This window comes from Solirubrum puertoriconensis (assembly GCF_001483135.1).
Lineage (GTDB): Bacteria > Bacteroidota > Bacteroidia > Cytophagales > Hymenobacteraceae > Solirubrum > Solirubrum puertoriconensis.
Window position 1 is genome coordinate 337768 of record NZ_LNAL01000008.1, and the last position, 15490, is coordinate 353257.

12 protein-coding genes are annotated in these 15490 nt (G+C 60.0%); 7 read left to right on the forward strand and 5 right to left on the reverse strand.

Features of this window, described 5'->3' with window-relative positions; genetic code table 11:
- Window positions 1-28: 28 nt before the first annotated feature.
- Both ASU33_RS15625 and ASU33_RS15630 read left to right on the forward strand, forming a co-directional pair.
- Window positions 29-595: a DinB family protein gene (locus ASU33_RS15625; protein WP_059071775.1), complete on the forward strand. Its 567-nt coding sequence runs from the start codon at window positions 29-31 to the stop codon at window positions 593-595.
- Between the two features lie 14 nt (window positions 596-609).
- Window positions 610-894: a hypothetical protein gene (locus ASU33_RS15630; RefSeq protein WP_286130596.1), complete on the forward strand. Its 285-nt coding sequence runs from the start codon at window positions 610-612 to the stop codon at window positions 892-894.
- A gap of 96 nt (window positions 895-990) precedes the next feature.
- On the opposite strand, the gene proS is transcribed toward ASU33_RS15630, so the two are convergent.
- Entirely contained in the window at window positions 991-2466 is a 1476-nt protein-coding gene (gene proS, locus ASU33_RS15635; protein ID WP_059071776.1) for a proline--tRNA ligase, read from the reverse strand.
- A gap of 197 nt (window positions 2467-2663) precedes the next feature.
- On the opposite strand from proS, the gene ASU33_RS15640 reads away from it, so the two are divergent.
- Window positions 2664-3974: a hypothetical protein gene (locus tag ASU33_RS15640; protein ID WP_059071777.1), complete on the forward strand. Its 1311-nt coding sequence runs from the start codon at window positions 2664-2666 to the stop codon at window positions 3972-3974.
- A gap of 44 nt (window positions 3975-4018) precedes the next feature.
- Window positions 4019-5584, forward strand: coding sequence for an OmpP1/FadL family transporter (locus ASU33_RS15645; RefSeq protein WP_059071778.1), 1566 nt, complete (start codon window positions 4019-4021; stop codon window positions 5582-5584).
- A 78-nt stretch (window positions 5585-5662) separates the two neighbouring features.
- On the opposite strand, the gene ASU33_RS15650 is transcribed toward ASU33_RS15645, so the two are convergent.
- The gene (locus tag ASU33_RS15650; protein ID WP_160328213.1) at window positions 5663-6565 is read right to left on the reverse strand and encodes a hypothetical protein; all 903 of its coding nucleotides are present in this window, start codon (window positions 6563-6565) and stop codon (window positions 5663-5665) included.
- A 163-nt stretch (window positions 6566-6728) separates the two neighbouring features.
- Here ASU33_RS15650 and ASU33_RS15655 point away from each other — a divergent pair, with 163 nt between their 5' ends.
- The 3 genes from ASU33_RS15655 to ASU33_RS15665 all read left to right on the forward strand — a co-directional run bounded on the left by ASU33_RS15655 (window position 6729) and on the right by ASU33_RS15665 (window position 11985).
- A complete protein-coding gene (locus ASU33_RS15655; RefSeq protein WP_059071780.1) occupies window positions 6729-8951 on the forward strand; it encodes a S9 family peptidase in 2223 nt (740 codons plus the stop codon).
- 169 nt (window positions 8952-9120) lie between these two features.
- Entirely contained in the window at window positions 9121-10593 is a 1473-nt protein-coding gene (locus ASU33_RS15660) for an energy transducer TonB (RefSeq protein WP_149867257.1), read from the forward strand.
- 321 nt (window positions 10594-10914) lie between these two features.
- Entirely contained in the window at window positions 10915-11985 is a 1071-nt protein-coding gene (locus tag ASU33_RS15665) for a hypothetical protein (protein WP_149867258.1), read from the forward strand.
- Between the two features lie 8 nt (window positions 11986-11993).
- Here the strand turns inward: ASU33_RS15665 and ASU33_RS15670 are convergent, their stop codons facing one another.
- The 3 genes from ASU33_RS15670 to ASU33_RS15680 form a co-directional block, all read right to left on the reverse strand.
- Complete coding sequence (locus ASU33_RS15670; RefSeq protein WP_059071783.1) at window positions 11994-13436, reverse strand: aldehyde dehydrogenase; 1443 nt, start codon at window positions 13434-13436, stop codon at window positions 11994-11996.
- 154 nt (window positions 13437-13590) lie between these two features.
- Window positions 13591-14556: a glycosyltransferase family 2 protein gene (locus tag ASU33_RS15675; RefSeq protein ID WP_059071784.1), complete on the reverse strand. Its 966-nt coding sequence runs from the start codon at window positions 14554-14556 to the stop codon at window positions 13591-13593.
- A 50-nt stretch (window positions 14557-14606) separates the two neighbouring features.
- Window positions 14607-15377: a class I SAM-dependent methyltransferase gene (locus tag ASU33_RS15680; protein WP_059071785.1), complete on the reverse strand. Its 771-nt coding sequence runs from the start codon at window positions 15375-15377 to the stop codon at window positions 14607-14609.
- Between the last annotated feature and the right edge of the window lie 113 nt (window positions 15378-15490).

The window sequence follows — 15490 nt, forward strand, 5'->3', positions numbered from 1 at the left end:
AGGCCACCTTTGTAAAAACGCAAAAGCTATGAACGCCAACACCTTCCTTCAGCAACTGCAAGCCGCAGTGCGCCGCCTGCAGCAAACCACCGAAGCCGAACTAGCGCCGCTTTCGAGCGAAGTGCTCAACTACAAGAGCAACGCCCAAAGCTGGAGCGTGTTTGAGTGCTTGGAGCACCTCAACCGCTACAGCCGCTACTACCTGCCGGCTTTCGAAAAAGCCATGCAGCACCCCCAGCGTTCTAGCGCCGAGGTAGGCTACAGCTGGCTGGGCAAGAAGTCGCTGGAAGTGGTGCGGCCCGGCAACGGCAAAGCCAGCAAAACCGTGAAGCACATGAACCCTGCCGGCAGCCAGCTGAGCCGCGGCGTACTCGAGGAGTTTTTGCAGCACCAGTCGCGCCTGCTGGCCGTGCTAGCTGCCGCCCACACCGCCGACCTCAACCGCAAAGCCGTGCCCGTAGAGTTCTTCCGGCTACTGAAGCTGCGTTTGGGCGAGGCATTGGAGTTTGTGGTGCTGCACGAAGAGCGCCACGTGCAGCAAGCGCAGCGCGCGGCCAAGCAGGCCCAAGCCGCCGCACCGGCGCTGGTAGTGTAGCTGCGGGCACCAAGTTGCCAACCCCGCACCTAGGGCGCTGCGTAAGCGGCAACATGATGCAACAACGCGAAGTAACCGACAAAGACAATACTACCTGGACGTGCGTGCAAGCCTACGCCGGCGTGGACAGCCAAGCCGCCGCCGAAGCCACCGAACGCTCCGAATCCGAAGAAGGCACCGTGCCCGTGGTGTGCACGCCCAGCGGCGGCGCCCAAACCGTGCGCCTCGAGCTGCAGAAAGACTGGCTTGAGAACCTCTCAGACGAAGAGCTGGTGGCTACCATTGCTGCCGAACGCTAAGCTGCCATTCGGCACCTAGGGAAATACAAAGGCGCCCCTGCTACCGAAAGCAGGGGCGCCCGTGTTGTTGGCAGCACCTAAAGCGCTAAGCCAATGCTAGTACGCGCGGGCGAAGTGGGCGCGTCGCGTCGAGGGCTTGCCCGTTACGATGCATACGCCTTCTTCGGCGGGCTCGGCCAGGGCCAAGCAGCGAATGGTGGCCTTGGTTTCCTCCTTGATGCGCTCCTCGGTTTCGGAAGTGCCATCGTAGTGGGCCAGCACAAAGCCGCCTTTGCCATCGAGCACCTGCTTGAACTCCTCGTAGCTCTCCACGCGGGTGGTATGCTCTTCGCGGAAGCGCAGGGCCTTGCGGTAGATGTTCTGCTGAATATCCTGCAGCAGCTGGTCGATGCTGTTCACGATATCGGCCAGCGGCAGGTTCATCTTCTCTTTGGTGTCGCGGCGAGCTACCTCCACGGTGCCGCTGTCGAGGTCGCGGGCACCTACGGCCAGGCGCACGGGTACGCCTTTCAGCTCCCACTCGGCAAACTTGAAGCCGGGGCGCTCGGTGTCGCGGTCGTCGACTTTCACCGAAATACCGCGCGCAATCAGGCCCATCTGAATGGGGCGAATGCGCTCCAGCAACTCGTCGAGTTGGCCGGTTTTGTAAATCGGCACAATCACTACCTGAATCGGAGCCAGCTTGGGCGGCAACACCAAGCCTTCGTCGTCGGAGTGCGCCATTACCAAAGCACCCATCAGGCGCGTGCTCACGCCCCACGAGGTGCCCCACACGTGCTCCAGCCCACCATCTTTGGTCTGAAACTTCACGTCGAATGCCTTCGCGAAGTTCTGCCCCAGGAAGTGCGAGGTGCCGGCTTGCAGCGCCTTGCCATCCTGCATCAACCCCTCGATGCAGTAGGTTTCAACGGCTCCGGCAAACCGCTCGTTTTCGGTTTTCACGCCTTTTACCACGGGCAGCGCCAAGTGTTCTTCGGCAAACTCGGCGTACACGTCCAGCATCTGGCGGGTTTCAGCCAAGGCTTCGGCGTCGGTGGCGTGGGCGGTGTGGCCTTCCTGCCACAGGAATTCGGCCGTGCGCAGGAACAAGCGCGTACGCATTTCCCAGCGTACCACGTTGGCCCATTGGTTGATGAGCAGCGGCAGGTCGCGGTAGCTCTGAATCCAGCCTTTGTACGTGCTCCAGATGATGGCCTCCGAGGTGGGGCGCACCACCAGCTCTTCCTCTAGCTTGGCGTTCGGGTCGACGCGCAGCTTGCCGGCATTATCGGGGTCGGTTTGCAGGCGGTAGTGGGTAACTACGGCGCACTCTTTGGCAAAACCCTCGGCGTTTTTCTCTTCGGCCTCAAACAAGCTTTTGGGTACGAAGAGCGGGAAATAAGCATTCTGGTGGCCGGTGCGCTTGAACATGTCGTCCAGGGTGCGCTGCATTTTTTCCCAGATGGCGTAGCCGTAGGGCTTGATGACCATGCAGCCCCGCACAGCGGAGTTTTCGGCTAGGCCGGCGCGCTTAACCAACTCGTTGTACCACAGGGAATAATCTTCGCTGCGCTTGGGCAACTGTTTGCTCATATCAGAGTATCTTAGAGAAAGAGAAAAGTTCCCGGTTCTGGTACAAGATTTGAGAGTAGAAACCGGGCACCGTTTCGGCCCCAAAATACGTTATTAAAACGGAGCATTCCGCTCTGCCACGGGCGCGTCGGCGCAAACAAGCCTACCCCACGCTCGTTCTTTACTTACCGGTCCTTACCTTTTCTGCGCACGCTGCCATGAAACATATTCCTGCAACCCTAGTGCCCGCCTTGGCTTTGCTTACGCTTGGTGGCTGCACGGTCGCGCAAACGACCGCTACAACCGAGCCGGACGGGGTGTACTATTCTTCTAAGGACCGGACTACCGAGCTGGTAACAGCGTCGACGGAAACCGGTCCGTCGGACCTAGGTGCCGCTACCGACGACCCTAATGCCGTAGCCAACCCCGAGTACCGCGACGGCAGTACCCGCCCCCGTGGCAGCGCCTCCGATGAGTACTATGCCGACGACTACGATTATTCGTATTCGGCCCGCATCCGGCGCTTTCACCAGCCGAGCTACCGTGGCTTGGGCTTGGGTTACTACGATTACGCTTATACCGATTACTACTGGTACAACCCAAGCCCGTTTTACTACGGCTACGACATATATGGCCGCCCGTGGGGGTACGACCCGTTCTGGGGGCCTAGCTGGTCGGCGTGGGGCGGCCCGTACGTAAGCGTCAACCTAGGTTGGGGCAACCCCTGGGGTGGCTACTACAACCCGTACCGGCCTTGGGGCTACGGCTTCGGCGGCGGCTATAACCGCGGCTTCTACGATGGTTTCTACTCCGGCTATTATGGCAACAACGGGGGCGGCTGGCGCAGTTACCGCAACGGCCGCAACTGGGGTGGCTACGGCAACGATAACCGCAACGTAAACTACCGCCCGCGCCGCGACCGTGGCGTTGAGGCTATCAGTGCGGGCAACACGGGCGCCGGCCGCCCGCGCGTAGATGGGCCAACTGGTGGGCGTATGGCAAACACCGGCAACGTGGTTACCACGCCTAACGCTGCTGTACCGGCAACGCCGCGTGCCCGAGGCCGGGTAGAGGATGCGCCCGGCACCGAAACCGTTACGGGTGGTAGCACTACTACTGCGCCGCAGCCCGGCCGGGGCCGCTTGTACCGCATCGTGGAGGGTGGTACCGTGCCCGCCGAGGGTGGTGGCCGCGTTCCATCGGGCACTACTGCCGATCAGCCCGCCCGCACCGGCTACGACCGGCGCCGCAGCCGCATCGACGAGGGCAGCAGCCCTGCCGGTCAGCCCCAGCGCGAGGTTGATTATTCGCAGCCGCGCCCGCGTCGCGAACGAACCGCCGATTATAGCTCGCCCGCACCGGAGCGCCCACGCAGCTACGATGCCCCGCAACGTTCCTACGAAGCTCCGCAGCGCTCTTACGAGGCGCCCACGCGCTCGTACGACCGCGGCAACAGCAGCAGTGGCGGCTTCAACGGCGGCAATAGCGGAGGCGGCGGCAGCCGCGGCGGCCGTGGCCGGGTTGATTAAGCACTGCCTTCCTTGCTAACTCTCTCGGAGTTCTTCTCTCAGCTATGAAACAATACTTTGTAGGGCTGGCCTTGCTAGGCTTGGCCAGCCCTCTTTTTGCCCAATCCGAAGCCGATGCCTTGCGCTACTCGCGGCTTCAGTTTGGTGGTACGGCCCGTACGCAAGCCATTGGCGGCGCCAACGTGGCCCTAGGTGCCGACCTAAACAGCCTCAGCAGCAACCCGGCCGGCCTGGGTTTGTACCAACGCTCGGAGTTCACCTTTTCGCCTGGTCTGGGCATTGGCAACTCCAACGCACAGGTTACCAACGTACAAGGTTCGCAGGTGCTGCCCGATGGGCGCAACAGCGTGCACCTGGCCAACGCCGGTCTGGCTTTTGTCAACCGCCGGCCCGATAGCGACAACAACGCTTGGCGCGGTGGTACGCTGGCTTTCGGTTTCACGCGCGTCAACGATTTCAACGCCAGTTTCAACTACCGCAGCAACATCGCCGACGACCGGTCGTTGTTTCAGCGGTTTCGCGAACCTAGGGCTGGTGCCGGGCAGACCTTGGCCGATGTGTACGACGACGTGGATCAGCAGTTTGCTGATAACCAATATGCTACGCTCGATGGCTTGGCCTACGGCGCTTACCTGGTGAACTACGACCGGATGCCCAACGGCAACTACGTGGTGAACACACCCTCGGCCTTGCGCCGCACGGTGGTGCGGCAAGAGGAAACCGTGCTGAACACCGGCTCACAAACGCAGTTCGATGTAGGCTACGGCGGCAGCTACCGCGATAAGCTATACATCGGTGGTGGGTTGGGCATTGTTACTACCCGGTTCAACTCCACACGCGAGCTGCGCGAAACCGACGAAGCGGGCACCAGCCGCTCGTTTGGTACGCTGCTTCTGCGTGATGAGGTGGAAACCCGTGGTAGCGGCTTCAACGTGCGCTTGGGAGTGATTTACCGCCCCCTCGATTGGCTGCGCCTAGGCGCTTCGGCACAGTCGCCTACAGCTTTTCAGCTCGACGACACGTATGAAACCTCGCTCGATGTTACGTTCAAAGAGCCGCTGCGGGTTGATGGGCAAAACATCGGCTCGGCCTCAGTTAGTACCGATCCTGATATAGGCCGCTACAGCTACCGCCTTACCACACCGTGGCGCTTGAATACCGGCGCCGCAGCGGTAATTGGCAAGTACGGTTTCATTTCAGCCGATGTGGAGCTGCTCGACTACAGCAGAGCCCGCCTGCGCGGCGACTCGAACCTGGAGTTTGGCAGCAACTACAACTTCTCAGCCGAGAACGATGCCATTGGCCGCCAGTACAGAAACGCGGTAAACGTGCGTGTGGGCGGCGAAGCCCGCCTCGACGCGTTTCGGTTGCGCTTGGGCTACGCCAACTACGGCGACCCATACCGCAGCAGCGACTTCGACCGCACGCAGCAGTTCTTCACGGGCGGCGTGGGCTTGCGCCAGAAAAACCTGAGCCTCGATTTAGCCGCCGTGTACGGCCTTAACGATCGGTACTACTCGCCCTACACCCTGGCCGATGGTTCGCAGCCCGTGGTGAAGGTAGAAGGCAACCGCCTCAACACCACGCTTACCCTAGGTCTGCAGTTCTAAAGGCACCTAGGGTTGTGCTACTAAAGCAAAGGGGCAGCGCCGTAGTGGTGCTGCCCCTTTCTATTTCAGGATGCCGGCTTAGCGAATCACCTTTACATCAACCACCAAAACAATTGGACTTACCGTCCCTACTTCGCGCACAAGCAGCAAGCCGTCTTTGTTATCTGCAGTACGAAAAGCCAATACTTGGTCTTTTTGCACGCGCAAGGCGCTTACCCGGTTGCCAGCCGCCGTTACTGCCGCGCTGATAGCCACATCGGAGTTGATCTGGTTGAAGCCGGTGGGCGTAAGGGCCGTAAGCTGCAAGCCGGTGTTGCGCCGCGTGCCCCAGCCGCGCACCTTTAAGTTAGGTGCCGTTTCGGCTACGGTAGCCGTGGGCGAGGCTAGCGTAGGGCCAGCCCCGTTGGGGACATATACTAGGTCAATCAGCTCCTGAAACCCGGCGGCATCGGCGGCGTGAGCCGGCAATGCCAGCCCGCGCGAGGTTGCTAGCGCGCTTATGCTGGTGCGCCGTACCGAGGGCTCGAGCTGGGCCGAGTAGCTAAGCCACGTCAGCAGCGAGTCGGACTGGCGTACGCTAAGCACATAGCGGCGCCTAGTGGTTTGTCCATCGGCATCTTCAACGCTGTACGTCCAGGTTTCGCGACCCGAAATGTCCACCGTTTTGAGGCGGTTGGTAAACAAAAAGGAGTTGCGGCGGCCGCTCACGAGTGTATCGAGGTACAGGCGCTCGGACTCTTCCACGCGCGCCGATTGGTTATCTAGGCGCAGGGAGTACTGCACGCCAATCGTAAAGCGTCGCAGTTTGGGACTGCGTGAAGTGTCCCGGGCTTCGGCAAACACCCGGGTGCGAAACGTGTCGCCAGGCGTGGTGGCGCGGGTGTTGGTAAGCAGCGAGCCTTCCGAAAGAAAATCGAGGTAAGGCGCCGGCGACGGATCGGCCCCGCAGCTGCCAAGCAGGGCAGGGGCGAGCAGAAGCAAAAGGTAAACGAGGCGTAAACGCATAGCTGAAACCAAAGGTCGGAGAAAGGCAGCATTTTGCCCACCTAGGGAGGCAAAGCGGCAGTCGGCAAGCCCAACGGTGGCACGCTGGGGCGGCGGGCGGTGTTTGTGTACCTTTAACGCCGCTACTGAGTTTTCTTACATGACCCACCGATTTAAGACCTTCGGCCTCGCGGCTGGCCTGCTATTGAGCAGCGCGCCCGTGGCCGTGCTGGTGCCCGTAGCACCAGCGGTGGCGCAGCAGCGCCAGTCCATCACCCTCGAGGATATCTGGGCCAAAGGCACCTTTGCCCCCAAGCAGGTGCAGGGCTTTAACTGGATGCGCGACGGCCGCTACTACTCCTCGCTCGACAAAGGCGAAGTAGTGCAGCACGACGTAACCACCGGCCAGGCCACGCAAACCCTCGTATCGGCCCAGCAACTGCGCCCGGCTGGCTCGCAGCAACCCATTGCCGTGGAGGGCTACGAGTTCAACGCCGACGAGCAGAAAATGCTCTTCAGCACCGATGTGGAGCCAATCTACCGCCGCTCCAGCAAGGCCAACTACTACGTGTACGACCGCGCCGGCCAAAAGCTGGTGCCGCTAAGTGCCGGGGGCAAGCAAAGCTACGCTACCTTCTCGCCCGACGGTCGCCGCGTGGCCTTTATGCGCAACAACAACCTGTTTGTGGTTGACTTGCAGACCATGCAGGAAACCCCCATCACCACCGATGGGCAAGTGAACAAGCTCATTCACGGCGGCGGTGACTGGGTGTACGAAGAAGAATTTGAGGTGTCGAAGGCCTTCCAATGGTCGCCCGACTCCAAGCAGGTGGCCTTTATCAGCTTCGATGAAAGCCGCGTGCCCGAGTACAACATGCAGGAGTGGGGCCCGCTCTACCCGAAGGACTACCGCTACAAGTACCCCAAAGCCGGCGAGCCGAACTCGGCAGTAACCGTATCGGTGTACGACGTAGCCGCTGGCCGCACGGCCAAAATGGACATCGGCCCGGAAACCGACCAGTACATTCCGCGCATCCTCTGGACGCAGACGCCCAACCTGCTGAGCATCCAGCGGATGAACCGCCTGCAGAACAAGCTTGAGATTCTGCACGCCGATGCCACCACGGGCAAAAGCTCGGTAGCTTGGACCGACACCGACAAGGCCTATGTGGAAGTAACCGACGATTTGCGCTACCTGAAAAACGGCAAGCAGTTCGTTATCAGCTCGGAGCGCAACGGCTACCGCCACCTCTACCTCTTCGACATGAAGGGCAAACTGGTGAAGCAGCTAACCCAAGGCAGCTGGGATGTATCGGAGTTTTTGGGCGTTGACGAAGCCAAAGGCGCAGCCTACTACCTCTCGGCCGAGGCCTCGCCGTTCGAGCGTCACCTCTACCGCGTCGATCTGAAAGGCAAGGGCAAGCAGCGCCTAGGCGAAGCCGGCGGCGGCACCGACGTGGTGAACATGAGCCCCGACTTCCGCTACTACCTCAACTACCACACCGCCGCCAACGAGCCCGTAACTGTGAGCCTGCGCACCGCCCAGGACGGCAAAGCCGTAAAGGTGCTCGAAGACAACGCCGCCCTCAAGCAGCGCATGAAGGACTACGGCTTTGTGCCGCAGGAGTTTTTCTCGTTCAAGACATCGGAGGGTGTGCAGCTGAACGGCACCACCATTAAGCCCGCCAACATGGAGGCCGGCAAAAAGTACCCGGTGCTGATGTTTCTGTACGGCGGCCCCGGCTCGCAAAAGGTGCTCGATAAGTGGAACAGCGTTGACTACTACACGTGGTTCCAGATGCTGGCGCAGCAAGGCTACGTGGTGGCCATCGTGGATAACCGCGGCACCGGTGGCCGCGGCGCGGCTTTCAAGAAGGCTACCTACGGCCAGTTGGGCAAGCTCGAAACCATCGACCAGGCCGAGGCAGCCAAGTACTTGGGCGCGCAGCCTTGGGCTGACAAAGCGCGCATCGGCATTTTTGGTTGGAGCTTCGGCGGCTACCTCTCGGCTTTGGCCGTTACCAAAAACGCCGATTTGTTTAAGGTGGGCATTTCGGTAGCGCCCGTAACCACCTGGCGTTACTACGACTCCATCTACACCGAGCGTTTCCTGAAAACGCCGCAGGAAAATCCCTCGGGCTACGACGATAATTCACCCGTACAGTTCGCTAATCAGTTGAAAGGCAAGTTGCTGCTGGTGCACGGCACCGGTGACGACAACGTGCATTTCCAGAACTCGGTGGCCTTCACCGACGCTCTGGTTAAGGCCAACAAAGACTTTCAGCAGCTGTACTACCCCAACCGCAACCACGGCATTTACGGGGGCAATACACGCCTGCATCTGTTCCGGCAGATGACAAATTTCCTGCAGCAGAACCTGTAAAAGGGTAATTTTTCCAATAAAAAGTCCTTCTTTTGAGCTGAGCCCTAGGTAGCCAGTGCCTCGTGCACAGCTGCCAACCCGCTCGGCCAAGAGAAGGATTTTTTGTTTTCAATAAGAAAAGCTGCTTCGGGCCGTTCCCCTTCAGGTGAATTTTGCGTACAACCCCGCCATGCGTAAGCTTACACTGAAAACGGCACTGATAGGAGTAACCCTTGGGGTTGGGGCATTAAGCAGCTGCCAGCGCGAGCCGGCCGCCATAGTTGAGGCCACAGCAGCGCAACACGCCGATGGTGTAGCTCTCGACGATACCCTAGGTGCCGAAGCTATTGCAGAGCAACCCACGCAAGTAACTTGGCACCAACTGCGGCAAGCCACTAGCCGCAAAGCGCCACTGATCCGTTACGCCGCCGTTCGCCGCCCCGCCGCGCTCGATACGGCTGCTCCGCCACCCAGCGAAGCACGCCTATTCGACCTTACCCTAAAGCCCAGCGAGTTTTTCCGCATCGACCCCACGCAGCCTGCCGAAGTGCGCGGGCGCGAAGGCACCGTGGTGCGCATACCGGCCAACGCCTTGGTGGATGCGCGCCAGCAAACCCCCAAGGGCTCAGTGTGGGTTGAACTGAAGGAATGCTATTCGCTTACCGATTTGCTGCTCTCGAACTGCGTGAGCATGAGCGTGAGCGGCGATGCGCTGCAAGCCAGCGGCATGCTGCTGGTGCGCGCCACCACCGCCCGTGGGCAGCAATTACGCCTTGCCGAAGGCCGTGCCTTGCAGTTGATAGTACCTAGCGAGCAGCGGCACCCCGGTCTGCAGCTATACCACAGCTCGGGCCGCACGCCTAAACGCTGGGCTGCGGCACCCATTCCGGCCGATGAGGAGCAGGTGCTTAGCGAAGCCCAAACCATGCCCAGCTACGGCAGCGGCCCCGAGGCCCTGAGCCGCCTGGTGCGCTACCCGGCCACCGCCACCGAGCGCAAAACCGAAGGCTTTGTGTTTGCCTCATTTGTGGTGGATGAAGCCGGCCGCGTGCTTACCCCCAAAGTGCTGCGCGGCCTTGGTGATGGCTGCGACGAAGAAGCCTTGCGCGTGCTGCAGCAGTCGTCGGGGCATTGGTTGCCGGGCCGGCAAGGTAGCCAGGCCGTGAAGGTGAAGATGGTGGTGCCCATTCGGTTCTCGCTGAACGATGCCGCTGTAGCCTCCGCCGAAAGCACCGCCGTGGCCGCGGCCCCAACTCCCAGCGAAACCCCAGTTGCATCTGCTGCGCCAGCCGAGCCCGCACCCGAACCCGGTTCGGCCTTTCGGAGTGGGCGCCTGGGTTGGCTTACCTGCCTGCGGCCCTGGCGCACCGCTACCCAAACCACCTCCTTCACGGTAGCGGCCGATGTAGATGAACACACCACAGTGCGCTTGGTGTACCCCGATTCGCCGGTCATTCTGGAGGGCGAGCCGCAAGCCGATGGATACTCGTTTGCGCAAGTGCCGGCCCAGCAGCGGGCTGTACTGGTTGGCCTGCGCTACTTCAACGGCAGCCCCTATGTGGCCATGCGCGAAGTAGTACCCGGCAGTGGGCCCGTTGCACCGCTCGAGTTCAAGGAGAGTACCCTCGGCGACTTGGAGCAGCTGCTGGAGCGCCTGCGCTAACCTAGGATTGCAAAGAAGGAGAGTAGCCGCAATCAGATAATTTGCAGGCTATTGTTCCTTTTCATGCCCGTACCTCCCGCTTATTCTGCCGCTGCACAGCGGTGGCTGCTTATCGTTGTTTGGCTAGCCTTTGTTGCTGAGGCGCTGCTATTCACCTTTGGGCGCAACGCCCTGGGGCCTTATTGGAGCCCGGTATTGCTTAGCGTCTGTGGTTTATTGATGGCCGGAGCCGGGGCTGCAGTTGCTGCCGGCAGGCAGTTGAGTTGGCCAACATCAGGGCAACAAATGGGCTGGACAAAGGCCTTTGCCCTAGGCGCCGTTGTGCTTAGCATACTCCTGACGGGGGGCGTGGTGGCCAAGCAAATTGCTTTATATCCGGTGACGGATTTGCTGCCGCATTCTGATATCGTGCCGGCTCTGCAGGTGTACACCTCGCGTTTTCTGACCGGGCAATCAGTGTACACAGAAATTACCTTGGCCGGGTACCGCTTCCTGCCCAATTACCCGCCCTTTCAATGGCTGCCATTTGTGCCGGCTGAGCTCCTGGGTATTGATTACCGCTGGTTTGCAATGGGTGCTTGGTGGGCAGGCTTGGCGTTGTACCAATGGCAGCTAGCGCGTTTGCGCCTGCGGTGGCCCGAGTGGTTGCTTAAAGCAGTACTGCCGTTGCTGGTGCTGCACTTTATGGTGCTTACCGAGCGTCAGGTAGTCGCCTTTACCGTCGAGAGCCTCATTTTCGGGTATTATGCGCTCTTGGCAGTAGCCCTATTGCAGCGTTCGGTGGCATTGCGGGCCTCCGCGTTGGTGCTCTGCGTTTTGTCGCGCTACTCCTTGGCGTTGTGGCTGCCGCTATACGCTTTGCTGCTGTGGCACGAGAATCCGCGGCAGGCTTGGCGCACGGTGCTGCTTGCGGTAGTGTTAGCGGTAGTAATCTTTGTGCCCTTCTTGTGGCACGACCCGACGATATTTTTCCGGGCACAGCTAGAGAACTACAACATAACTCTGGACGAGTGGCAGAACCATATTGAGGACACGCTGCACGGCTGGCCCCGACACGTGTTTACGGGCGTAGGATTAGCGCCGTGGTGGTACCGAGGGGCCGAAGCTGCACCTAACAGCATCAGCCAGCTACAAATCGTGCACTTTACTGTGTGCGCTGCTGTGCCCTTGTTATTTGGCCTTTGGTGGTGGCCCCGTCGTGAGCGGCTCGACTCGCGCATTGTGGCGGTCCTCAGCCTCAAGGCCTATTTGGTGGTGTTCTACGCCTTTCTGATTGTGCCATACGTGTATCTGGCAGTGCTTAGCCTCGTATGGTCGTGGTTTGTGGTATTGGCTTTAAGTGTACCCAAAGCAAACCATGCGCGCTCCAGCATGGCTGAGTCGATTGGCTAAACTCTGAGCTACAGCTTGATGGTGATGCTTTGGGGCTCGGTAAAGAAGCGCAACGCCTCCAAACCTCCTTCGCGCCCTACGCCCGAGTTCTTCATGCCGCCGAAGGGCGTGCGTAAGTCGCGGTGCAGCCAGGTGTTCACCCACACAATGCCCGACTCCAGCGCGTGCGCCACGCGGTGCGCCCGCTGCAAGTCGCGCGTCCAGAGGGTGGCGGCCAGGCCGTACTCGGTGCCGTTGGCCCAGCGTAGGACTTCTTCCTCAGTGTCGAAGGGCGTGAGGGTTACCACAGGGCCAAATACCTCCTCTCGGTTTACGCGGCACTCCGGATCCAGGCCCTCGAACACCGTAGGCTGCAAGAAGTAGCCCTCGGCGCAGCGGCCGCCTAGGTGCACGCGCTGGCCGCCGGCCAGCAGGGTGCCGCCCTCCTGATGAGCCAGCTCGATATAACTCAGGACTTTTTGCAGGTGCGGCTCGCTCACCAAGGCGCCTTGGCGGCTGCCCTCCTCCAGCGGGTCGCCGACGTTGAGCGTGGCTACTCGCTCCAGAAATGCTGCCTTAAACCGTTCGTAGATGGAGCGCTCTACAAAAACGCGCGAGCCGCATAGGCAAATCTGACCTTGGTTGGCAAAGCTCGACTGCACGCTGGTGTTCACGGCAGCTTCAAAGTCGCAGTCCGCGAAGATGATGTTGGGGTTTTTGCCGCCCAGCTCCAACGACAGTTTTTTGAACATCGGCGCCGCCGTGCGGGCAATATGCTCGCCCGTTTTAGTGCCCCCGGTAAAGCTGATGGCTTTAATGTGCGGGTGCTCCACAATGGCCTGCCCCGCGCCGGGGCCGCTGCCGTGCACAATGTTCAGCACGCCCGCCGGCAAGTCGGCCTCCTGGCACAACTCGCTCAGGAGGTACGCCGTCATGGGCGTTACTTCCGAGGGTTTGGCCACCACGCAGTTGCCAGCAGCCAGCGCCGGTGCAATTTTCCAGGTGAAGAGGTACAGCGGCAGGTTCCAGGGCGAAATGCAGCCTACCACACCTAGGGGGTGACGCACGGTATAGTTCAACGCCACACCATCCTGCATGTGCGTTTCGGAAGCAAAGTGCTGCGCTGCTGTGCCAAAGAACGCAAAGTTGCTGGCCGCCCTAGGTATATCAACGGTGCGGGCCAGCTTCAGCGGCTTGCCGTTGTCGATGCTTTCGGCGCGGGCTAGCCGCTCCAAGTCGCGCTCTATCAACTCGCTGATGCGCACCAGCAGCTTGCCCCGCTGCTCGGCGGGCATAGCGCGCCAAGCGGGCCAAGCCGCCTGAGCTGCTTCCACGGCCAACTGAATATCCTGCGCATCCGAATCGGGCACTTGGCTGTATACTTGGCCCGTGGCGGGTTCGACGTTGGGCAAGTAGCGGCCGGCAGCCGGAGCTACCAATTGGCCGCCGATGTAGTTGCGGAGCTGAAGCATAAAGCAGGAAGTGGAACCAGCCAAAGCTACCAAAACTGCCCGGGGTTTTGGGTAGCCCTAGGTGCCCGCAGGCGTTTGCAACGCGCGCGGGCAATAACAGCAACGCCCCGCTCCAGGCAGGGGCAGGGCGTTGGGCAGTACAGCAACTAATTTCTTACGAATGCGCTGGCAAGGGCAGCGCCTGCGGATTTAGCTCTACCGGAATGTTGGTGTCGGAAATGATGTAGAGCGGGCGGCGGCGCACGTTGTTATTGAGGCGGGCCAGGTACTCGCCAATTACCCCTACGGCAATCAGCTGCACGCCACCCAGGAACAAAATGCTCACCATCAGCGAAGGCCAGCCGGGCTCGTAATTCTTGATAATGAAACGAGAATAAAGCGTGTAGAGCAACACCAGGAAGGCTATACCTGATACCGTAAAGCCCATGATGGTAGCAGCTTTCAGGGGCACATCCGAGAAGGCCGTAATGCCGTCAATAGCCAGCCGGAACATTTTCCGGTAGGTATAGCCGGTTTCGCCGCCGGCACGCTGGGCGCGGTCGTACTCGATGTACGATTGGCGGTAGCCAATCCAGGATATCTGGCCGCGCAGAAACTTATTCTGCTCGGGCATCAGCTTGAGCGCCTCTACCACCTTGCGCGAAATAATGCGGAAGTCGCCCGTATCAACCGGAATAGAAACGTTGGTGATATTGGCCAGAATGCGGTAGAACATTTTGGCCGTGAAGAGCTTCATGGCGCTTTCGCCCTCGCGCCGCCGCCGCTTGGCGTACACTACCTCATAGCCCTCGCGCATCTTCTGGTACAATTCCGGAATCAGCTCGGGCGGGTCTTGCAGGTCGGCATCGATGATAACCACTGCCTCGCCCTGCGACAAATCGAGCCCCGCCGTTACGGCAATTTGGTGGCCAAAATTGCGGCTGAAGTTGATGTAGCGCACATCGGCGTATTGCGCTGCCAACGCGTGTATCAGCTCCAGCGAACGGTCGCGCGAGCCATCGTTGATGAAGATGTATTCGCAACGCAGCCCCATCGGGTCGATAACACCGCGTAGGCGCTGGTAGAGCGTCGGAATATTGGCTTCCTCGTTGTAGATGGGAATGATGATGGAAAGATCCACAGCTGGCGGGTATGCGGGTGGTTAGGGTAGTGAAAGGTATCCGTTACGAATCAGCTGCGCTGGCTAACCGATTTGTGCGCAATAGCAAAAACGCTCATCCCGACCGGAAAATTGAGCTTGCCTAGTAGCTTGTTCTCGAACCGTAGCAGGCTGAGTAACGCTTTATTTATGGACTTGGGAAGAGCTGTCAAGTCACCGTTGGCGTCGGCAGCTTCCGCAGCAGGTGCATTGGGCTGTAGCAACCTTTGCATACCGCGCACGAGAAGAGCGGGGGCAAACAGCACCCCGTTCCAATACGAGCTTCGGCTTATTGAAAAGGCACCTTGGCGCAGAGCGGTAAGCAAGGTTTCGCGCGTGTAGCGGCGAAAGTGATGGTTAACTACATCGTGTTGGCTCCACAGCATCGAAAAAGCCGGTACAAACACAATCAGCCTTCCGCCCGGACGCAGCACCCGGTGCCACTCGCGCAAGGCTTGGGCTTCGTCTTCAATGTGTTCCAGTACATCGGATGCGATGATGATGTCAAAGCTCTCGTCGGCAAAGTCGAGCTTGGTAGCATCCATTGCAAAGCTATTGGGCAGCCCTCGGCGGTGCGCAAGCTCTATGGCGCGGGGGCTAATATCGATGCCGGTAATGTTGGAAAAACCACTCTCTCGCAGGCGCAGCAGCAACGGCCCACCCGAGCAGCCAATCTCAAGCAGCGGAGCGGTGGGTGCCAAGCCAAGCTCTTGCACCAGCGCGAACACAAAATCGCGCCTTGCCTGAAACCACCAGTGCTGCTCTTCAAGCAGGTGGTATTGTGCTTCGTATCGAATGTCCATACGTGTTGACCTTCGTAAGTGATAAAGAACTGGTCGTCGGGCGGTAGCTGGGTTAGGTGCCGAATCGGCGCAAGTTGCCAAAGACCAAGTTTTGGGCAGGAGGTGGGTTTATC